The organism is Marinobacterium aestuariivivens (assembly GCF_042661465.1).
GTDB classification, from domain to species: domain Bacteria; phylum Pseudomonadota; class Gammaproteobacteria; order Pseudomonadales; family Balneatricaceae; genus Marinobacterium_A; species Marinobacterium_A aestuariivivens.
Map to the genome: position 1 here is coordinate 4,296,417 of NZ_JBHSWE010000001.1, position 21,444 is coordinate 4,317,860.

Annotated in this window: 12 protein-coding genes; 10 read left to right on the forward strand and 2 right to left on the reverse strand. The window is 63.8% G+C overall.

Annotation, left to right across the window (positions count from 1 at the left end; genetic code table 11):
- The first annotated feature begins 121 nt into the window (after positions 1-121).
- The 7 genes from ycaO to ACFQDL_RS22570 all read left to right on the forward strand — a co-directional run bounded on the left by ycaO (position 122) and on the right by ACFQDL_RS22570 (position 18,038).
- Complete coding sequence (gene ycaO, locus ACFQDL_RS22540) at positions 122-1,876, forward strand: 30S ribosomal protein S12 methylthiotransferase accessory factor YcaO (protein ID WP_379910971.1); 1,755 nt, start codon at positions 122-124, stop codon at positions 1,874-1,876.
- A 147-nt stretch (positions 1,877-2,023) separates the two neighbouring features.
- On the forward strand, positions 2,024-2,695 hold the full coding sequence (locus ACFQDL_RS22545) for a retention module-containing protein (protein ID WP_379910972.1): 672 nt from the start codon (positions 2,024-2,026) through the stop codon (positions 2,693-2,695).
- Entirely contained in the window at positions 2,692-12,042 is a 9,351-nt protein-coding gene (locus ACFQDL_RS22550; protein WP_379910973.1) for a DUF5801 repeats-in-toxin domain-containing protein, read from the forward strand. Before ACFQDL_RS22545 ends, ACFQDL_RS22550 begins: the two co-directional genes overlap by 4 nt.
- 539 nt (positions 12,043-12,581) lie before the next feature.
- Entirely contained in the window at positions 12,582-13,988 is a 1,407-nt protein-coding gene (locus ACFQDL_RS22555; protein WP_379910974.1) for a Wadjet anti-phage system protein JetA family protein, read from the forward strand.
- Positions 13,989-14,360, forward strand: coding sequence for a DUF4194 domain-containing protein (locus ACFQDL_RS22560; protein ID WP_379910975.1), 372 nt, complete (start codon positions 13,989-13,991; stop codon positions 14,358-14,360). It abuts the gene before it with no gap.
- A complete protein-coding gene (locus ACFQDL_RS22565; RefSeq protein WP_379910976.1) occupies positions 14,276-14,623 on the forward strand; it encodes a hypothetical protein in 348 nt (115 codons plus the stop codon). The genes ACFQDL_RS22560 and ACFQDL_RS22565 overlap by 85 nt, the downstream gene beginning before the upstream one ends.
- Positions 14,607-18,038 carry an SbcC/MukB-like Walker B domain-containing protein gene (locus ACFQDL_RS22570; RefSeq protein WP_379910977.1) on the forward strand — a complete coding sequence of 1,144 codons (3,432 nt, stop codon included), beginning with the start codon at positions 14,607-14,609 and terminating at the stop codon, positions 18,036-18,038. Before ACFQDL_RS22565 ends, ACFQDL_RS22570 begins: the two co-directional genes overlap by 17 nt.
- Before the next feature lie 37 nt (positions 18,039-18,075).
- Here the strand turns inward: ACFQDL_RS22570 and ACFQDL_RS22575 are convergent, their stop codons facing one another.
- Positions 18,076-18,729: a hypothetical protein gene (locus ACFQDL_RS22575; RefSeq protein ID WP_379910978.1), complete on the reverse strand. Its 654-nt coding sequence runs from the start codon at positions 18,727-18,729 to the stop codon at positions 18,076-18,078.
- A gap of 53 nt (positions 18,730-18,782) precedes the next feature.
- On the opposite strand from ACFQDL_RS22575, the gene ACFQDL_RS22580 reads away from it, so the two are divergent.
- The 3 genes from ACFQDL_RS22580 to ACFQDL_RS22590 all read left to right on the forward strand — a co-directional run bounded on the left by ACFQDL_RS22580 (position 18,783) and on the right by ACFQDL_RS22590 (position 20,882).
- On the forward strand, positions 18,783-19,145 hold the full coding sequence (locus tag ACFQDL_RS22580) for a hypothetical protein (RefSeq protein ID WP_379910979.1): 363 nt from the start codon (positions 18,783-18,785) through the stop codon (positions 19,143-19,145).
- A gap of 79 nt (positions 19,146-19,224) precedes the next feature.
- Positions 19,225-20,574, forward strand: a complete 1,350-nt coding sequence (locus ACFQDL_RS22585) for a DUF3422 family protein (protein WP_379910980.1) — start codon at positions 19,225-19,227, stop codon at positions 20,572-20,574.
- Positions 20,571-20,882, forward strand: coding sequence for a BolA family protein (locus ACFQDL_RS22590; protein WP_379910981.1), 312 nt, complete (start codon positions 20,571-20,573; stop codon positions 20,880-20,882). The genes ACFQDL_RS22585 and ACFQDL_RS22590 overlap by 4 nt, the downstream gene beginning before the upstream one ends.
- 146 nt (positions 20,883-21,028) lie before the next feature.
- Here the strand turns inward: ACFQDL_RS22590 and ACFQDL_RS22595 are convergent, their stop codons facing one another.
- Complete coding sequence (locus ACFQDL_RS22595) at positions 21,029-21,337, reverse strand: hypothetical protein (RefSeq protein ID WP_379910982.1); 309 nt, start codon at positions 21,335-21,337, stop codon at positions 21,029-21,031.
- Between the last annotated feature and the right edge of the window lie 107 nt (positions 21,338-21,444).

Below are 21,444 nucleotides of genomic sequence, written 5' to 3' on the forward strand. Positions count from 1 at the left end.
TAATCGGCGATGTGCCGGGGTTGAACGGCGGGTGGTCTGTCATGGGACAATGCCGGACCGGGCTGTGGGTCGAGGTGTTCGGTCCACCTGTACAGTAGCGTCAAGGGTAGTGGGAGAGGGCATGAAGGCAGTCAGGGATACACGGGCCTCTCTGGATCAGCGCATCCGCAAGATGAGTCAGGGGTTGCAGAGGCTGGGTTTCGAGCTCGAGGAAGTGCGCTGGTGCAACCCGGTGCCCCGGGTCTGGTGGGTGGAGCTTCGCGATCGCAACTGTTCGCTGTTTGTCAGTGGTGGTCGAGGGGCAAGCCGTGAGGCGGCCATGGCCAGTGCGCTGGGCGAATTTTACGAGCGGCTGGCCTGCAATCAGTTTTTTGCCGACCTGGCCTTTGGCCGCGAGCTGTCCAGTGCTGATTTTGTGCATTACCCCAACGAGCGCTGGTTCCCGCTCAGTTCCAAGGGGCTTCCCGAGGGGCTGATGGATGAGGCCACCCGGGACCATTACGATCTCCACGGTCAGCTGCGCTCGCGTATGCTCGTCGACACCAATTCGGGCAATGTGGCGCGCGGAATCTGCGCCATCCCCTTTACCCGTCAGCGGACCGGGGAGCAGGTCTGGCTGCCGGTGAACATACTGAGCAACCTGTACACCAACAACGGCATGGCGGCCGGCGGCTCGGTCTGGGAAGGGCGCACCCAGGCGCTGTCGGAGATCTTCGAGCGCCATATCAAGAACACCATCCTGACGGCCGGGATCAGCCTGCCGGCCATCCCCGAGTCGGTGCTCGGGCGCCATCCGGCCTTCTGTGAGTCGATCGAGGCGCTGAGAGCGGCCGGTCTGGTCGTGGTGGTTCAGGACGCCTCCCTCGGCGGCAAGTTTCCGCTGGTCAATATTACCCTGATCAACCCCGCCGACGGCGGCTGCTGTGCGGCCTTCGGCGCTCATCCCAAGTTCGAGAAAGCGCTGGAGCGAACCCTGACCGGGATGATGCAGGGGCGCGATATCGACCGGCTGAGCGGCTTTGCGCAGCCCTGTTTCGATCTCAAGCAGGTGGCCGAGCAGGCCAATCTCGAGGCGCACTTTATCGACTCGAGCGGTGTTGTCTGCTGGGATCTGTTGTCGCGTGAGCCGGACTATGCCTTTACCGAGTGGAATGTCGAAGGCGACGCCCAGGCCGAATTCGAGCACCTTTGCTACCTTATTCATCGCGTCGACATGGATATCTACATTGCCGACCACGAGCATCTGGGGCTCTACTGCTGCCAGGTCGTGGTGCCGGGCATGGCCGACCTCTATCCGGTGGATCGTCTCGTTCATGGCAACAACAACCGCGCCGTTGCAATGCGTCCGGCGCTGATGGGGCTGCCGGATCTGAGCGTCGAGTCCGCGACGGAGCTGCAACGCCAGCTCGACGAAGCGAGGGTGGCGGACGAACTCGGGGTTGCGGCCCTGGCGGGCTTCTGTCCGGACCCCGGTACAGCCTGGAGCCGGTTGCGGGTGGGCGAACTGCGCTGCCTGCTGGCTCTCAGAACCGGAGATCTGCAGCTGGCACTCGAATGGAGCGACTGGGTTCTGCAGAGCGGTAACGGTTCGGCCGTCGGTGCAAGGCTGTACCGCTGCCTCAATCAGTTGCTGCAGTTCAGACTCGATCCGGAACGCCAGACGGCCCATTTCGAATATCTGCTGCAGCAGATCCACGGCGAGCCGCTGTTGCGGCGGGTGCGCTCGATGCTGGCGGGCGGGGAGGTCTTCCTCGACCTGTCGAAGATCGACGAGGACCTGCAGGGGCTGCGGCTGCACCGGTCTGTGCTGGACATCTACCGGCGTCTGCAGCGCGAGAAAACGCTGCACCCTCCCGCGCCGGCGGGCGCCGACTGACCTGGCAGGAGACGGGCTGCGGCCGCCTTTGTTTATTTGCTGATCTGGATCATGACTGTACCACGGTACAGTAGTCGTGCTTGCCGTTACCTCTTATTGTTGGGTCGGGCCTTGAGAAGGCGCAGACAGATCATCAGGAGGTGAGTCATGGCGACTGGGGATGTTGCAGGCAGTGTCAGTTTTATTACCGGAACCGTGGTGGCAGTCGCCCCGGACGGCAGCGAGCGCGTTTTGGCACTGGGCGATGTGGTCTACGAGGGGGAGGAGATTCGCGCAGGTGAAGGCGCGCGTATCGAGATCACCGATGCGAACGGCGAAGTGCTGGCGCTGGATGCCGGTCAGGAGTCTCTGATCGTCGCCGCGGATGCCGAAACGGAAGGTGCTGACGGTCAGCCGCCGGTAGCCGGAACCCTGACCTCCATGACCGGTACGGTCGTCGCCGTTGCGGCCGATGGCAGCGAGCGCCAGCTGGCCGTCGGCGACGACGTCTACGAAGGCGAAACCATCCGCGTGCTGGCCGGTGGTAGCGTCGAGTTGACCAGCGCTGCCGGCGACACCGTTGCCCTGGCTTCCGGCCAGGAAGCCCTGATCACCCCCGAATTCTACACCGAAGCCGCCCAGTTCGACTCCACCCAGTCGATCGCTGATGCTGACAGTGCCCGGCAGGCCCTGGAACAGAGCGGCGATGTCGATGCCATCCAGGCCGCCATCCTGGCCGGCGAGGACCCAACCGCCGTTGCCGAAGCGACCGCTGCCGGCCGGCACCGGGTGCCGGACAAGCCGGTGGCCCGGGCGACTCCGGCACCCAGTTTGTCGTGATCGACCGCACCGGAGCCGAAGTCGACCCCGAGGCCGGCTATCCGACTTCGGGTCTGAGCCGCAGTTTCGAAACACCCCAGAATGAAGATCTGCTGCTCGAGCCTGAGCCGGTCGTGAGTGTCGGTGTTCAGCAGCCTGAAACCCCTCCCGGTACCGAGCCGCCGGTCGATCCGAACGAGAGTTTTCCTGTTGTGGTCAGCGGAGACGGAGCGCGTGTTTTGGAAGGGAGTAGCGGCAATATACAGCCCGTCACTTTCCTGTTGACGCTGGATAAAGCCTCTGATGTGCCGGTACAGGTTACCTATCAGTTAAAAATAGGCACTGCTGCGTATGGCTTTCCCGATACTGACCCGCAATGGGACTGGCATGACCTGGGGCTTGAACCCATAACGGTTACGATCGAGCCGGGAATTACTCAATTTCCTGTACCGGTGTTTATCAATCAGGATTCCCGGGACGAGGGCGACGAAAACTTCCGTATCGAAATCATCGGCTCCAGTGGTGCCAGCATTGATCCGGCCAATAGCGTTGCCATCATCACTATTGTCGATGACGACAGCACTCCGGTGGCCAACGACGACCAGAATGCCGTCAAAGAGGATGGCCCTGTCGCGACCGCCGGGAATGTGATCGGCAGCGCCGGCGCATCCGAAGGCGACGTCGCCGATACCGACGAGGACGGCGATATTCCGCAGGTGATCGGCGTGTCCTTCGGCGGAGCCGAAGTCGCCGTTCCGGCCGAGGGCCCGGTGACGGTCGAAGGTCAGTACGGTACCCTGACCCTCCACTCGGATGGCAGCTACAGCTACGAGTTGACCAGCAATGACGATCCGGTGATCCAGGGGCTGGGCAGCGGCGACAGTCTGAGCGAGGTTTTCGTTTACAGCATTACCGACGGGGTCAATGGTACCCAGTCTGCCGAGCTGACGATCAACATCAGCGGTACCAACGACGTACCGACCGTGACGGTCGATACCGGCAATCCGGAAGGGGCCAACGACGTCGTCGCCGAATCCGGCCTGGCCCAGGGCTCGGACGCCGCTGCGCAGAGCGAATTCGCTGCCGGTACCTTCACCCTGGCTGATGCCGATGGTCTCGAGAATATCCAGAGCATCAGCATCAATGGCACCAGTACTGCCATCGGCGACCTGGTTGGCGCCTCCTTTGCCGGAGCCAACGGCACTCTGACCATCACCGGCTTCGAGAACGGTGTCGCCAGCTACAGCTACGAGCTGACCGCGCCCGCCGAGGATCTCGCCGGCATCGAGTCGGATGTCTTCACCCTGACCGTTACCGACGGTGAAAGCGTATCGGCACCGGCCAGCATCACCATCGAAATCGCCGACGACCTGCCCAATGCGGTCGACGATGCCGCCAGCGTGGCGGAAGAAGCGGCGTCCGCGATCAGTGGCAACGTCCTGACCAATGATGTCCATGGCAACGGTCAGCCCGGTGCCGATGTGCCGACCACTTTCGTGGCCTGGGGCAGTACCGATGCTAGCTTCGGTACCTTCACCGACCTTGGTGACGGCAATTACGGCTACCTGCTGGACAACGGCAACCCGGCCGTACAGGCGCTCGACAGCGGCGAGACGCTGACCGAGACCTTCAGCTACAGCATCACCGATGCGGATGGTGACCCGGACAGCGCGACCCTGACGATCACCATCACCGGTACCAACGATGTGCCCCAGATCAACGTCGATCCGGGCAACGACGGCGCCAATGACGTGGTCAACGAGTCGGGTCTGGCGCAGGGCTCCGATGCGGCGGCCGACAGCGAGTTCGCGACCGGCACCTTCACCCTGTCCGATGCCGACGGCCTCGACGACCTCGAGTCGGTCACCATCAACGGCACCACCGTGGCAATCGGCAGCCTGGTCGGCGCTTCCTTCGCCGGCACCAGCGGCACCCTGACGATTACCGCCTATGCGGACGGTGTCGCCAGCTACCAGTACGAACTGACCAGCCCGGCCACCGACGGTGCTGGAGTCGAGACCGATGTCTTTTCCCTGAGCGTTTCGGACGGCACCAGCAGTTCCGAGCCGGCCGACATCACCATCGAGATCGTCGATGACGTGCAGAATGCGATCGACGACAGCAACAGCGTCGAGGAGGGTGAGGCGTCAGCCATCAGCGGCAATGTGCTCACCAACGACCTGCACGGCAACGGTCAGCCCGGCGCCGATACGCCTGTCAGCTTTGGCGACTGGGAAAGCACGAACGCCCAGTACGGCACCTTTACCGATCTTGGCGACGGCAACTACAGCTATACGCTGAACAACGACCTGGCGGCCGTAAAGGCGCTGGTCGACGGCGAAACCCTGACCGAGACTTTCAATTACAGCATGACCGATGCCGACGGTGACGAGCGCACGGCGACGCTGACGATCACCATTAACGGTGTCGGCGGCGGTGTGGTGATCACCGGGCTCGATGGCGAGGGCGCAGAAGAGATTGTCGACGAAGCGAACCTCGCCGACGGCAGCAGCCCGGATGCGGGTGCGCTGGTTCAGACCGGTACCTTTGGCTTCACGGCCGAAGACGGTATCGGCACGGTCCAGATCGGCGGTCCCGCAGGGCTCACGCTGACCCTGGCCGACCTGAACGACCTTGGCGCGACGCCGCAGTCGTTCGGCACGGCTTACGGCACCCTGACGCTGACCGGCTTCAGCGGTGACGAATTCGGCGGCACCCTGAACTACAGCTACCAGCTGGATGACAACGTCGACAACGACAGTCAGGCAGGCGCCACCGATGGCGACTACCTGGAAAGCATCGGCGTCGTCGTCACCGACCACGACGGCAGCACCGACAGCGCCAGCTTCGATGTGCAGATCATCGACGACGTGCCGAGCGTCAGCGCGGCGGCGGTAGCCGATGGCGACATCACGCTGACCACCCAGGATGCGGATACCCAGGGCGGCAGTGACAGCGACAGTGCCAGCTTCGCGGCGGCCATGCTGGCGGCGGTGACGCCGGTATACGGGGCCGACGGTGCGGGCAGCACCAGCCTCAGCGGCTACAGCCTGTCGATCACCGGCGGCGACGGTACCGACTCGGGGCTGACCAGCGGTGGTGAGGCGATCTCCCTGAGCCTGGTGGGCGGCGACGTGGTCGGCAGCACCAGTGGCGGTGAAGTGTTCCGCATCAGTGTCGACGGCACCGGCACGGTGACCCTGACGCAGAGTGCGGCGATCGATCATCTGCCGGAAGACCTGGATGCCAGCAATGACAACAGCAACCTGGCGCTGAGCAGCGGCCTGGTGAGTCTGAGTGCCACGGCGACCACGGTCGACAGTGACAACGACACGGCCACCACCACGGTGAACGTGGACCTGGGCGGCAACGTCAGCTTCGACGACGACGTGCCGAGCGTCAGCGCGGCGGCGGTAGCCGATGGCGACATCACGCTGACCACCCAGGATGCGGATACCCAGGGCGGCAGTGACAGCGACAGTGCCAGCTTCGCGGCGGCCATGCTGGCGGCGGTGACGCCGGTATACGGGGCCGACGGTGCGGGCAGCACCAGCCTCAGCGGCTACAGCCTGTCGATCACCGGCGGCGACGGTACCGACTCGGGGCTGACCAGCGGTGGTGAGGCGATCTCCCTGAGCCTGGTGGGCGGCGACGTGGTCGGCAGCACCAGTGGCGGTGAAGTGTTCCGCATCAGTGTCGACGGCACCGGTACGGTGACCCTGACGCAGAGTGCGGCGATCGATCATCTGCCGGAAGACCTGGATGCCAGCAATGACAACAGCAACCTGGCGCTGAGCAGCGGCCTGGTGAGTCTGAGTGCCACGGCGACCACGGTCGACAGTGACAACGACACGGCCACCACCACGGTGAACGTGGACCTGGGCGGCAACGTCAGCTTCGACGACGACGTGCCGAGCGTCAGCGCGGCGGCGGTAGCCGATGGCGACATCACGCTGACCACCCAGGATGCGGATACCCAGGGCGGCAGTGACAGCGACAGTGCCAGCTTCGCGGCGGCCATGCTGGCGGCGGTGACGCCGGTATACGGGGCCGACGGTGCGGGCAGCACCAGCCTCAGCGGCTACAGCCTGTCGATCACCGGCGGCGACGGTACCGACTCGGGGCTGACCAGCGGTGGTGAGGCGATCTCCCTGAGCCTGGTGGGCGGCGACGTGGTCGGCAGCACCAGTGGCGGTGAAGTGTTCCGCATCAGTGTCGACGGCACCGGCACGGTGACCCTGACGCAGAGTGCGGCGATCGATCATCTGCCGGAAGACCTGGATGCCAGCAATGACAACAGCAACCTGGCGCTGAGCAGCGGCCTGGTGAGTCTGAGTGCCACGGCGACCACGGTCGACAGTGACAACGACACGGCCACCACCACGGTGAACGTGGACCTGGGCGGCAACGTCAGCTTCGACGACGACGTGCCGAGCGTCAGCGCGGCGGCGGTAGCCGATGACGACATCACGCTGACCACCCAGGATGCGGATACCCAGGGCGGCAGTGACAGCGACAGTGCCAGCTTCGCGGCGGCCATGCTGGCGGCGGTGACGCCGGTATACGGGGCCGACGGTGCGGGCAGCACCAGCCTCAGCGGCTACAGCCTGTCGATCACCGGCGGCGACGGTACCGACTCGGGGCTGACCAGCGGTGGTGAGGCGATCTCCCTGAGCCTGGTGGGCGGCGACGTGGTCGGCAGCACCAGTGGCGGTGAAGTGTTCCGCATCAGTGTCGACGGCACCGGCACGGTGACCCTGACGCAGAGTGCGGCGATCGATCATCTGCCGGAAGACCTGGATGCCAGCAATGACAACAGCAACCTGGCGCTGAGCAGCGGCCTGGTGAGTCTGAGTGCCACGGCGACCACGGTCGACAGTGACAATGACACGGCCACCACCACGGTGAACGTGGACCTGGGCGGCAACGTCAGCTTCGACGACGACGTGCCGAGCGTCAGCGCGGCGGCGGTAGCCGATGGCGACATCACGCTGACCACCCAGGATGCGGATACCCAGGGCGGCAGTGACAGCGACAGTGCCAGCTTCGCGGCGGCCATGCTGGCGGCGGTGACGCCGGTATACGGGGCCGACGGTGCGGGCAGCACCAGCCTCAGCGGCTACAGCCTGTCGATCACCGGCGGCGACGGTACCGACTCGGGGCTGACCAGCGGTGGTGAGGCGATCTCCCTGAGCCTGGTGGGCGGCGACGTGGTCGGCAGCACCAGTGGCGGTGAAGTGTTCCGCATCAGTGTCGACGGCACCGGCACGGTGACCCTGACGCAGAGTGCGGCGATCGATCATCTGCCGGAAGACCTGGATGCCAGCAATGACAACAGCAACCTGGCGCTGAGCAGCGGCCTGGTGAGTCTGAGTGCCACGGCGACCACGGTCGACAGTGACAACGACACGGCCACCACCACGGTGAACGTGGACCTGGGCGGCAACGTCAGCTTCGACGACGACGTGCCGAGCGTCAGCGCGGCGGCGGTAGCCGATGGCGACATCACGCTGACCACCCAGGATGCGGATACCCAGGGCGGCAGTGACAGCGACAGTGCCAGCTTCGCGGCGGCCATGCTGGCGGCGGTGACGCCGGTATACGGGGCCGACGGTGCGGGCAGCACCAGCCTCAGCGGCTACAGCCTGTCGATCACCGGCGGCGACGGTACCGACTCGGGGCTGACCAGCGGTGGTGAGGCGATCTCCCTGAGCCTGGTGGGCGGCGACGTGGTCGGCAGCACCAGTGGCGGTGAAGTGTTCCGCATCAGTGTCGACGGCACCGGCACGGTGACCCTGACGCAGAGTGCGGCGATCGATCATCTGCCGGAAGACCTGGATGCCAGCAATGACAACAGCAACCTGGCGCTGAGCAGCGGCCTGGTGAGTCTGAGTGCCACGGCGACCACGGTCGACAGTGACAATGACACGGCCACCACCACGGTGAACGTGGACCTGGGCGGCAACGTCAGCTTCGACGACGACGTGCCGAGCGTCAGCGCGGCGGCGGTAGCCGATGGCGACATCACGCTGACCACCCAGGATGCGGATACCCAGGGCGGCAGTGACAGCGACAGTGCCAGCTTCGCGGCGGCCATGCTGGCGGCGGTGACGCCGGTATACGGGGCCGACGGTGCGGGCAGCACCAGCCTCAGCGGCTACAGCCTGTCGATCACCGGCGGCGACGGTACCGACTCGGGGCTGACCAGCGGTGGTGAGGCGATCTCCCTGAGCCTGGTGGGCGGCGACGTGGTCGGCAGCACCAGTGGCGGTGAAGTGTTCCGCATCAGTGTCGACGGCACCGGTACGGTGACCCTGACGCAGAGTGCGGCGATCGATCATCTGCCGGAAGACCTGGATGCCAGCAATGACAACAGCAACCTGGCGCTGAGCAGCGGCCTGGTGAGTCTGAGTGCCACGGCGACCACGGTCGACAGTGACAACGACACGGCCACCACCACGGTGAACGTGGACCTGGGCGGCAACGTCAGCTTCGACGACGACGTGCCGAGCGTCAGCGCGGCGGCGGTAGCCGATGACGACATCACGCTGACCACCCAGGATGCGGATACCCAGGGCGGCAGTGACAGCGACAGTGCCAGCTTCGCGGCGGCCATGCTGGCGGCGGTGACGCCGGTATACGGGGCCGACGGTGCGGGCAGCACCAGCCTCAGCGGCTACAGCCTGTCGATCACCGGCGGCGACGGTACCGACTCGGGGCTGACCAGCGGTGGTGAGGCGATCTCCCTGAGCCTGGTGGGCGGCGACGTGGTCGGCAGCACCAGTGGCGGTGAAGTGTTCCGCATCAGTGTCGACGGCACCGGCACGGTGACCCTGACGCAGAGTGCGGCGATCGATCATCTGCCGGAAGACCTGGATGCCAGCAATGACAACAGCAACCTGGCGCTGAGCAGCGGCCTGGTGAGTCTGAGTGCCACGGCGACCACGGTCGACAGTGACAATGACACGGCCACCACCACGGTGAACGTGGACCTGGGCGGCAACGTCAGCTTCGACGACGACGTGCCGAGCGTCAGCGCGGCGGCGGTAGCCGATGGCGACATCACGCTGACCACCCAGGATGCGGATACCCAGGGCGGCAGTGACAGCGACAGTGCCAGCTTCGCGGCGGCCATGCTGGCGGCGGTGACGCCGGTATACGGGGCCGACGGTGCGGGCAGCACCAGCCTCAGCGGCTACAGCCTGTCGATCACCGGCGGCGACGGTACCGACTCGGGGCTGACCAGCGGTGGTGAGGCGATCTCCCTGAGCCTGGTGGGCGGCGACGTGGTCGGCAGCACCAGTGGCGGTGAAGTGTTCCGCATCAGTGTCGACGGCACCGGTACGGTGACCCTGACGCAGAGTGCGGCGATCGATCATCTGCCGGAAGACCTGGATGCCAGCAATGACAACAGCAACCTGGCGCTGAGCAGCGGCCTGGTGAGTCTGAGTGCCACGGCGACCACGGTCGACAGTGACAACGACACGGCCACCACCACGGTGAACGTGGACCTGGGCGGCAACGTCAGCTTCGACGACGACGTGCCGAGCGTCAGCGCGGCGGCGGTAGCCGATGGCGACATCACGCTGACCACCCAGGATGCGGATACCCAGGGCGGCAGTGACAGCGACAGTGCCAGCTTCGCGGCGGCCATGCTGGCGGCGGTGACGCCGGTATACGGGGCCGACGGTGCGGGCAGCACCAGCCTCAGCGGCTACAGCCTGTCGATCACCGGCGGCGACGGTACCGACTCGGGGCTGACCAGCGGTGGTGAGGCGATCTCCCTGAGCCTGGTGGGCGGCGACGTGGTCGGCAGCACCAGTGGCGGTGAAGTGTTCCGCATCAGTGTCGACGGCACCGGCACGGTGACCCTGACGCAGAGTGCGGCGATCGATCATCTGCCGGAAGACCTGGATGCCAGCAATGACAACAGCAACCTGGCGCTGAGCAGCGGCCTGGTGAGTCTGAGTGCCACGGCGACCACGGTCGACAGTGACAATGACACGGCCACCACCACGGTGAACGTGGACCTGGGCGGCAACGTCAGCTTCGACGACGACGTGCCGACGCTTGAGGTAAACAACCTGGCCATCGCGAATATTGCCGCCGTCTATGAAGGGGTCTACGACTTCGACAGTGGTGCCGATACTCAGGCCTTTACGTCGCACTTTGATTCGACTTCGCTGGAATGGTCCAACGCCAACAGCGGCTACGAGCTGGTGTACGATGCCGGCAGTTCGACAGCGGATGCCCAGGTGTTCAATGGCGTCTACAACGGTGGCAGCGACACCTTCTTTACCATCCAGGTAAACTCCGACGGGACCTACGACTTCAATCTGGTGACGCCAGCTCCGGTCGTAGAGGTTCCTGTCGGCAGCCTGCTGGCAGGGATATCGGGAGGCTCGAACCTGCCATCCTACACCTTTGAGGAATCGATCTTCGGCGGGTATTTCGACATCGTGGTGACCGGCGAAAGTCTCGGGGCGGCAAGCACCCTGACGATTTCGTCAACCGACTTGGGGGTTGCCGACAACGTCATGCACGGCAACAAGAGCGACAAGCTCAGGTTTGACGTTGTCCCCGTGGCCGCGGGTGCTTCGCTTTCGTTGCTGATGATTGATATCGCATCGACCGGTGGGGTGAAGGCTTCGGATGAGGTCGATGTCCGGGTCGTCTATACCAACGGCAGTGAAACCAATACGACCGAGGCAATCGGTTCCGACTACGCCGTGATGATCGATACCGATACGGCTCTGGAGGTCGATTATATCGAGCTGAGTCCGCACGATGGCAGTGTCAGCTTCAAGATCGATGGCCTGTCCGCCAACTATGTCGTAAACGAGTACCCGGACGACTATCAGCTCGACTTCAAGCTGACCGGTACCGATGCCGATAATGACACCGACTTCGCCGACTTCTCGGTATCGGTGCACACAACCGATACGGACGTCTATGAGATCGTGGGGACCGCGGCGGACGACTCGGTTCACGGTACCAGCGGCAACGACATTCTCACCGGTGATGACGGTGCCGATATCTTCGTCTGGAACGACGGCGACGAGGGCGGTGTCGGTGTCGGCAACTTCGCCGAGGATACCGTCACCGACTTCAATGCGGGCGAAGGCGATGTGCTGGATCTGTCCGACCTGCTGGTCGGAGAGAATGCCGGCAACATTGGCAACTTCATCTTCGTCGACGAGTCGGGCGGTGACAGCACGCTCTACATCAGCACCACCGGCGGAATGGGGAGCGTTGTTGACGTTGCTGGCGCAGAGGCGGCAGCCGATCAGGTCATCAATCTCGATGGCGTGACCGGCATCGATATCAACACCCTGGTCAGCAACGGCAACCTGGACATCGATAACTAACTCTCTCGCTGGAGAACTAAAGGCCGGCCACTGCGCCGGCCTTTCTGTTTGTGGTGGTCCCGCAAAGCAACCGGAGTGGCATGGCGAGCCCTGTGCGGGCTCGATGGTGGGTTACGGGATCGGCGACGAGATGCCAATTATAGGAAGGGTGTTGCTGAACGAAGTGATGCGCACCGAAACAGGCGGTGCGGTTCGCTCCGCGTCGCCAGCACCCTACGCCGGCTTGTTCGCTTTCCCCGGTGGCCTGGATCACGCTGACCGTCACCCTGGGCCTTTTTCCTATTCCATCGCCACAGGGTTATGAAGCGGTCCGATTTCCGTTAGAATTCGGGGTTTTCCAACGCAACGGGCCCTAGAGCCTGTCGGGCTTAGCCGATCGTAGCGAGGGAAGTCCGTTTTGAGTCAAATTTTGAGCGATTTTGCGGCGAATAGTGGTTCTATTTAACAAGAAAACGCTCAAAAAATGGCCAAAATCGGCTTTTCCGCAGTAGATCAGTGTTAAGTCCGACAGGCTCCCAGCCCACCTGGAACCGGACTGCATGCTGTTCAACAAGCTGCCAGATGACCTCTTCCTGCCGTTGTCGGGCACCAATCGCCATACCTATCAGGCGGTGATGCTCGCACTGGCGGATCTGTTCTTCGACGAGGATCTGATCGATCCGTTCATTCCCAAGGACCTCGTGCGTTCCACCATCGAGGAAGCCGTGGTGCGCCTCGGGGTGCGCAACTGGGAGCCCGAGGAAGGCGACGACAACGACGATGCCTCGGAGCCGCCGCGCTCCGCCGCGGAGTTCGCCAGCCGCATCTACCGCCGCCTGGTGCAGACCGGCTGGCTCGAGGAGGAGCAGCGGATCTACCGCACTTTCGTGCTGCTGTCGCCGTCGATCAGCTTCCTGCTGCGCTCGCTGGTGTCGATCGCCAATCTCGAGAAACGCTCCTACGGCGGCGCCGTGCTCAACGTCCTCAGCTCCCTCGAGGCCGCGATCAAGGATCCGGCCGGGCGCGGCATTACGCTGTCCGAGGCGGCGCAGACCGCGGCGGATTTCAGTGCCCACCTGACCGACATGCTGCTGGGACTGCGCGAGCTGAAGATCAGCCTGGCCGAGACCAATCATGCCCAGGAGATCGTGCGCCGCTTCTTCGACCGCTTCGTCGAGCATATCCTGGTCTCGGACTACAAGACGCTGAAAACCAAGAACAACCCCTTCCGCTTCCGGCGCCAGATCCTGGCGCTGCTGCGGGAGCTGCAGTTCGACAGCGTCCGTCTCGAGCAGCTGGCCGGTCATTACCAGATGCAGTTCGAACTCGGCTACGACGATGCCGAGGCGATGGTGCATCAGCATATCAACCGCATCATCCGCATCTTCGATTCGGTCGATCAGCGTCTGGCGACCATCGACGACTTCCGCTACCGGCTCGAGAAGCGGGTCGCCGATACCGTGCGCTACATGGACAAGACCACGCCGGGCATGGCGGCACGGCTGTCCCGTGTGATCGGCGAGATCGCGCGCCGGCCCGATGACGAGATACCGCGCGTCACGACCCTGGACGAGGTCGGCTTTATCTCGCCGTCCAGCGTGCGTTCGCCGATCCGGCGCCGCGTCGAGGCCAAGCCAAGGGTGATCCATCAGGCCGAAATTGACCCGAGGGTGCTGGAGCTGCGCCGGCTGTTCAAGGAGTACAAGGAGCGCCGCGAGGTGACGCCGGACCGCATCACCGCCTACCTCGAGAGCAATTTCGGCGAGCGCCACGAACTCGAGGCGCAGCAGTTCCGTATCGCGTCGATCGAGGATTACATCTGTTTCAGCTACGTGCGCCATCTGGCGTCACTGGGCAAGAAGGGCAAGGGCACCGCACAGCGCTATTCGATCCGCTTCCGGGACCGCTATGTCAATGTCGCCGATATGGTCGAATGTCGCGACTTCGTGATTCAAAGGAAACTATAAATGCTGGGTGATCTGCAGAAAATCATCGGTCGCAGCGACAAGTACAAGGCCGACGACTTTTCCCGTGCGGCCAATCTGTTGCTGGTGAGCCAGTTTCTTTATGCCGAACGGCCGGGGCATCGCGACAGTTACTTCCTGATCGCGTCCCATATCGACTATTTCACCAACCTGTTCGAGGCGATCGGCTGGTCGCTGATCTATCAGCCGGACGAAGCCTATCTCGGGGTGCTGCCGAAGGGCGAGGAGCGGGTGATGCGCCTGCGTCTCGACGAGTCGCTGCTGCTGCTGTGCCTGCGCCAGCAGTACGAACAGAAGCTCGAGAACTTCGAGGTCGAGGGGGCAAGGCCTACACCAGCACCGACGAGCTGCTGAGCCTGTACGAAAACCTCACCGCCAAGGAGATCCCCAACGAGACCCGTCTTAAGGAGATCCTGTCGCTGTTTTCGCGTCACGGCCTGATCGAGCGCGGCAAGCCGGCCGAGACCGAGCCCAAGAATGTGCCGCTGGCGATCAACCCCAGCATCCGCCAGGTCGTGGTCGAGGATTTCGTCGGCCAGCTGGAAGCCCTGTGTGACGCGGACTCCCGCGAAGAAATGGAACCCGCCGAGGAGGCCGCCGATGAAGCAGCTCAATAGAATCGTCCTGGTCAACTGGTACGTGCTCGGTGCCATCGAGGTGCCGATCAAGGGCAATGTCGCCATCGTCGGCCCCAACGGTTCCGGGAAGTCGTCGCTGCTCGATGCCATCCAGACGGTACTGATGGGTGGCCACAAGCGCTACCTGAGCTTCAACGCCTCGGCCGGCGAAAAGAGCGAGCGCAGCCTGCGCACCTACTGTCTGGGCATGCTGGATGACGGTGGCAAGAAGGGGAATGCCCGCGAGGACGCGATCAGCTACATGGCGCTGAGTTTCTTCGACACCGAGACCGCGAAGGAGAGTTGCGTCGGTATTGCCATCAGCGCCTCGACCGCGTCTGCCGAGGAGGACATTCTCGGCCGCTTCATCCTGCAGGACTTCTCCGTCTGCCTCGACGACTTCACGGTGCGCCAGGGCGAGGGCCGCATGCCCAAGCCCTGGACCGAGGTGCGCGCCAACCTGCTAAAGGCTTGCCCGGACATGGTGCTCGAGAAACGCGCCAATCGCTTCATCCGCGAGATGGTCACGCACCTGAGCCATGATCCGCAGATGCCGAACGACGACGACAAGTTCGTCAAGAACTTCCGCAACGCGCTGAAGTTCGTGCCGATCGACAGTCCGACGCGCTTCATCCGCGAGTTCGTGCTGGACGAGAACATCGTTCATGTCGGGGCTTTCCGCAAATCGCTGGACGAATACCGGGCGATGGAGCAGAAGACCCTCGAGGTCTCGAACCGCATCCAGGAGCTCGAAAAGGTCCAAGAGCTGTGCAAGGGCATCCACCGCAACGTCAAGAATGCGGTCGAGTACGAATGGGTGGTGCACGAGACCCGCTTCGAAAACGCCGACCTGAAGAAGGAGGAGGCGCAGGAGCGGCTCGAGAAGAACCAGGACCGGGAAGTCGCGCTGCAGCAGGCGCTGGAGCAGAAGTCCGAGCAGCTCAACCAGATCATGCAGGATCTGGCCGAGGCGCGGGCGCGGCTCAACAACAGCGACACCGCCCACCAGGTCAAGGCGCTGGAGTCCGCCGTCACCGCCCGCGGCCACGAGCTCGCCTCGGTGCAGGAACGCATCCAGCGCGTGCACCAGGTACTGCGCACCACCGTCGGTTTCGCCAGTTTCGAGCACCTGCTGCCGGAAAGTTTCCGGCCGGTGGTGCAGCAGTCGGTGGACCTGTGGCGCGAGGGTGGCGACATGATGGCCGAACTCTGGCCGGATTCGCCGGTCGAGGTGGACAACTGCCTCGACGAGCTGAAGAAGCATATCGACGGCGTGCGCCGTGAGGTGGCGCGACGCTTCGAGGGCTCGGTGATCCGCATCAACGAGCTGCGCTCCGAGATCCAGAACCAGAAAGGCGCGGTCGAACAGCTGAAGCAGGGTCGGGCGCCGGTGCGCCGCAACACCCAGGAGCTGATCGAGCTGCTGGCCGAATACGGTATCGAGTCGACGCCGATCTGCGAACTGGTCGATATCAACGACGACAAGTGGCGTGTCGCGATCGAGTCCTTCCTCGGCGCGCGGCGCGAGGCGCTGATCGTCGATCCGGACCGGGTCAAGGAAGCGATCACCCTCTATCGTCGCAAGGGGCGCCATCTCAAGGGCTGCAGGATCATCAACACCACCAAGAGCGCTGACTGGCTGCAGCGCTACAAGGCCGGCTCCCTGGCGCACTTTATCGATACCGACAACGACCACGCCCGCGCCTACATGAACCGGGCGCTGGGCGGCGTGATGGCGGTCGAGACCGAAACCGAGCTGCTGCGTCACGAGCGCGCCCTGACCTACGACTGCATGCTGCAGTCCGAAGGTTCGACCACGTCCATCAACGAGCTGCAGCCGATCATGGGCATCCGTCGCCGCGCCAGTCAGCTCGAGCTGCAGGGCCGGCAGGTCGATCAGATGGTGCAGGAGTTCACCACCCTGGGCAAGCAGCACGACGCCCTGGAGAAGCTGCGCGACAGCCTGATCAGCCTCGCCAGTGCGCTGCTCGGCGTCAACGGCCGGGTCTTCGACCTGGTCAACCAGCGCTCCCAGCTGCAGTCCGAGATCGAAGGCCAGCGCCAGGAGATCGAGGATCTGCGCAACCAGGACGACAGCGGGATCCAGGGCCGCATCGCCGAGCTGGTCGAGACCCAGAAAAACGCCAATGACGAGCAGAAGCAGCTGATGGACAAGCTGCAGAAAGCCCGTACCGCCATCATCAAGGACAATGCCGCGATGGAGGTTCTGGAGCAGGAGCTGGGCGATCACGGCGTTGCCCGTGGCGTCTGCGAGGAGAATCCGAACTTCGACGCCCAGTCGGCGCAGGAGAAGCGGGATTACCTCGACGAGACCTGCAACGGAGAACTGGAGCGCATCATCTTCGACGCGGCCAAGCGGGCCCAGGCCGAGCTGCAGCTGCACGACAAGAAGAAGAACGGCGTACGCGACGCCGTGGCCCAGTACAAGGCGCGTTACCATGGCGGCGGCCTGAGCCATCAGGAGCTCGACAAGATCAGTGCCGACTCGACCCATGAGGACCTCGAAGTCTTCGTCGACAAGACGGTGGCGGCGCTGCGCGATTCAGAGCTGGCCGAGTACACTCAGAAGGCGGAACGTGCGCGACTGGAGGCCGAGACTGCCTTCCGTTCCGATTTCGTCGCGCACCTTAATGATCAGATCAACAAGATCAAGGACCTGATCCGCGAGCTCAACGCTCACCTCAAGAACCGGCCGTTCCACAAAGAGATGTACAGCTTCGAGATGATGCCCAACCCCGAGCTCAAGGATATTCTCGAGCTGGTCGAGGCCTACACGCGGATGGATCAGGCCAACGTTGGCTCGCTGTTCGACATGAAGCACGATGGCGACAGGCCACACCGCAATGCTCTCGAGAAGATCCACGAGGTGCTGCGGGACGAGGGCGAGAGCAGCCTGCTGCAGGACTACCGCAACTTCTACAACTTCGAACTGGTGGTCAAGGACCTGGACGGCAACCGCAAGACGACGCTGACCCAGCGCATCAAGACCGGTTCCGGCGGCGAGCACCAGGTACCCTTCTACGTCGCCATCGCCGCGGCCATGGGCGCCACCTACCGGCTGCGCGAAGGCGCCGACGGCAAGCCGCTGGGCGGCATGAGCCTGTCGGTGTTCGACGAGGCGTTCAACAAACTCGATTCCGAGAACACCATCACCTCGCTGGCGTTCATGAGCGACCTGGGGCTGCAGACGATCATCGCCGCGCCGGACGAGAAGTACTCGCTGCTCAGCTCCTGCATGGACACCATCATCAACGTCTGCCGCGACGGCCGGGTGGTCGATATCGACGTCGAATTCCCGACCGAGAAGGGCAAGCTGCTGCTCAATTCGGATCATCCCCGCAAAATGCTCGAATCGCTGGAGGAGGAACTCGACGGGGTGCTGGAGCCGGCGTGATAACAGGGGTGACGCGTTACGGGTTACGCGTCACCTGTCACCTGGAAACTCGCTTCAGCCGCGGCTCCGGCAGCCGGTAATCCGGCACCAGGCTGGCGCGGGGCTGGCGCCGGCAAAGCAGGTAGAGACGGCTGCCGCGCTCCAGGCCCAGCCATTCAGAGGGCTGTTCGAGGATCTGCAGCAGCAGTGCAGTGGCGTCCGTCTCGGCTTTTTCGCCCCGCAGCTCCCGAAACTGATCGTTGGCGAGCAGGCGGGCGAGGGCATTGCCGGACCAGATCGCGGGCGCGGCGATCAGCGGGTCGAGCAGGCCGAGTCGCGACGGCGAGCGGATATGGCTGTCCTTGGCGAAGAACTTGCGTACCGTAAGATCGGTATGGACGCCGAGCAGCGAGTTGTCGCGGACATTGCCGCTGAAATCCAGTTGTTCCAGTCCATCGAGCAGGGTGGCGAGTTTCCAGTGGCAGGCCCGTATCAGGGCCCAGGCAGGCTCCAGCGAGAGGCGCGAGCCCAGGCTGTACTTGATCGCCTCGCGGCCGTCCAGCACACCGCCGTCGAGCAGCGTCAGCTGAAGATAGCTGGTCTGGAAATCGACCAGCGTCTCGGGCGTCTCGACGAAACAATAGGGATGCTCGCGACGGCACAGGTCGATCCAGTGATCGCGGCAGTCGAGGGCAGGCAGTACTCTGATCATGGATAAGCCGGGCTGCGGTCTGGGTCGCAAAGTATATAGAGAGAGAAACCAGCATGAAACTGTTGAACCGCGCGGGCCTTGCCCTGCTGCCGCGACAGCCGTTCGCCGACTGGGTGAGCGGGCTGCCACAGGATGATGCGCCCTACCAGGTGATGACCCTCGAGATGCACCGAGCCGAGGGGACGCTGTACCTGATCGACGAAGTCCAGCGCGAGGCCGACTTCGAGCGCGCGATCGAGCGTCACTGGCAGCAGATGTTCGAAAACGAGCTGGCCGCTTGGGACGAGTTCGGAGATCACTGGCCGCAACGGCTCAACCGCGAACTGTTCCTCGAGTGGTTCGAGCTGCAGCCACAGCTGATGGCCATCGACCTGTCGACCGAGCCGCTGATGCGGGCGCCGCTGATCGAGGAGTAGGGCAGAAGGGTACCGTCGGAGGATTGATCGGCAGGCGTTGACGCTGTATCTGTAGGGGTTTTAATAGAGGGAGCTGTACATGACCGATCTGTCAAGGCCCGGGTTGCAGCTGCATCCGCTGCGCGAGCAGCTCTATGACGAGCTGCATTCGCGACCCTTTCAGCAGATAGCGGCACCGGCCCGCATCACCCATCTGGCCGTGCTCTGTTCGGAAGAAGAGCGCCGGCAGCAGTTCGGGCACCTGCAGACGCTTTGCCGTCTGCTCGGTTCCGAGGTGCCGCAAGCCCCCAGCAGCTGCTTCCACCATGACTTCGGCGCTCTCAGGGTGCGGCGCGAAACCCATATGGAGTTCGTCTCCTATACCTTTATCCGGCTTCACGACGGCGAAGTCCCGGACCTCTTCGCCGAAACCGGTCTGTCCGGCCTTCCGGCCGGCTGGCTGGAGCAGTTGAAAGGGCAGGTGGTTGGTGCTTTCCATGTCGCGGTGGAGTCGAGCGAACTGTCCGGGCAGCAACTGCTGCCGGCCGCCAAGCGCCACTTCGAGGGGATGCGGCTGGTGGGCAGCAGTCCGCAGCAGGGAGACGCCCATATCTGGACCAGTTTCCGGCTGCACAGCGACGGCTATGGCCGCTTCCTGGTCTATAACCGCCGCATGACCTCCAGCCAGCTCGGCCGCCTGATGCAGCGTCTGCTGGAGATCGAGACCTACCGCCTGCTGGCACTGCTGGGTATACCGGTCGCCCGCGACATCGCACCGAACCTGGCGGCGATGGACGCGGGCCTGGTGAGCATTACGCAGCGCCTGGCCGGCGATGGCGAAGTGGACGAAACGGACATTCTCGGCGAGCTGACGGCCATGGCCGCGAAGGTGGAGGACTACCGGGCCCGCTCAACCTTCCGTTTCAACGCGTCGCTGGCCTACCATGAGCTGGTGCTCAGGCGGCTGTCGGAACTGCGGGAGGACGAAGTCTCCGGACATATGACCCTGAGCGAATTCATCACCCGGCGGGTGACGCCGGCGGTGCGCACCTGCGAGACCATTGGCCGGCGCCTCGAGGACCTGTCGCGGCGCATCGATCGCGTGTCCGACATGATGCGGACCCGCGTCGAGCTCTCGATCCAGGACCAGAACCGGGCGCTGCTGGCGTCGATGGACCGCCGTTCCCGCATTCAGCTGATGATGCAGCATACCGTCGAAGGCCTGTCGGTCGCCGCGATCAGCTACTATGCGGTAGGGCTGCTCAAGTACATCGTCACCGCCGCCTACGAGGCGGGCGTGCCGCTGGACAAGGATCTCACGGTCGGTGTTTCGGTGCCGCTGGTGATCCTGACGGTCTGGGGCGTGACGCGACGGATCCACAAACATTTTCATGCGCTTGCAAAGGAAGAGCGCTCCGCCAAAGCCGGCGGCAACAGGAGAGAACCATGAGCGTACAGGCGACCATCGAACGGAAACTGCAGCAGGGGCTCAGCATCGCGCACCTGGAGATCGACAATGAAAGCCACATGCATTCGGGACCGGCCACCGATAGCCATTTCCGGCTGGTGCTGGTGTCCGACGACTTCGCCGGCAAGCGTCTGGTGCAGCGTCATCAACTGATCTACGGCCTGCTGGCCGACGAGATGCAGAATCCCATCCATGCGTTGGCGATGCACCTCTATACGCCGGACGAGTGGCAGCAGAAGAATGCCCAGGCGCCGCAGTCGCCGCAGTGCATGGGCGGCTCCAAGATCTGACGGGTTCCACCTGACCCATCGAATACCTGGTTGCGTGCTGCTTGCGGCTTGCCGCATCACGTAGGAGCCTCGTACCCAAAGGGCACTTCCTCGAGGCGAACGAAGTTGGCGCGGTGGTTGTTCGCACCGGGGCGGCGCTCCTACGATCACCAGCTGTGCCCCTCGAATTTCCACTCGATCTCCTCGATCGTGTCCTCGACTACGATGATGCGGATCTCGCGGCCGTCGTCGACGTAGGTCCACTGTTCGGCCGGGCTGGTATAGCGGCAGTAGCGGTCGATGCAGCGATTGTCGATATAGCTGATCAGCAGTGGCGGGCCGATCTTGTCGAGCAGCCGCACCACCGACTCGCCGTCGCGGAAAAGATATCCGTCGATGCGGATCTGGTCCGCCTGGGCCGTCAGGCTCAGCAGCAGACAGGACAGCAGTGCGATAGGGCGGAGGGACGGTTGCATCGGCGACTCGGGACAGGATTTCCTATCGTTTGAGTCCCGGCAGTGCGCTTGGTTTCCCTGGATGCGAGTGGGAGCGGCTTCTGTGGGGGCTTTAGCCGCGAATAGCT

Excerpts from the sequence above, each read along its gene's own strand:
- ycaO (WP_379910971.1), top strand. The coding sequence starts at position 122 with ATGAAGGCAGTCAGGGATACACGGGCCTCTCTGGATCAGCGCATCCGC.
- ACFQDL_RS22545 (WP_379910972.1), top strand. The coding sequence starts at position 2,024 with ATGGCGACTGGGGATGTTGCAGGCAGTGTCAGTTTTATTACCGGAACC.
- ACFQDL_RS22555 (WP_379910974.1), top strand. The coding sequence starts at position 12,582 with ATGCTGTTCAACAAGCTGCCAGATGACCTCTTCCTGCCGTTGTCGGGC.
- ACFQDL_RS22560 (WP_379910975.1), top strand. The coding sequence starts at position 13,989 with ATGCTGGGTGATCTGCAGAAAATCATCGGTCGCAGCGACAAGTACAAG.
- ACFQDL_RS22570 (WP_379910977.1), top strand. The coding sequence starts at position 14,607 with ATGAAGCAGCTCAATAGAATCGTCCTGGTCAACTGGTACGTGCTCGGT.
- ACFQDL_RS22575 (WP_379910978.1), bottom strand. The coding sequence starts at position 18,729 with ATGATCAGAGTACTGCCTGCCCTCGACTGCCGCGATCACTGGATCGAC.
- ACFQDL_RS22580 (WP_379910979.1), top strand. The coding sequence starts at position 18,783 with ATGAAACTGTTGAACCGCGCGGGCCTTGCCCTGCTGCCGCGACAGCCG.
- ACFQDL_RS22585 (WP_379910980.1), top strand. The coding sequence starts at position 19,225 with ATGACCGATCTGTCAAGGCCCGGGTTGCAGCTGCATCCGCTGCGCGAG.
- ACFQDL_RS22590 (WP_379910981.1), top strand. The coding sequence starts at position 20,571 with ATGAGCGTACAGGCGACCATCGAACGGAAACTGCAGCAGGGGCTCAGC.
- ACFQDL_RS22595 (WP_379910982.1), bottom strand. The coding sequence starts at position 21,337 with ATGCAACCGTCCCTCCGCCCTATCGCACTGCTGTCCTGTCTGCTGCTG.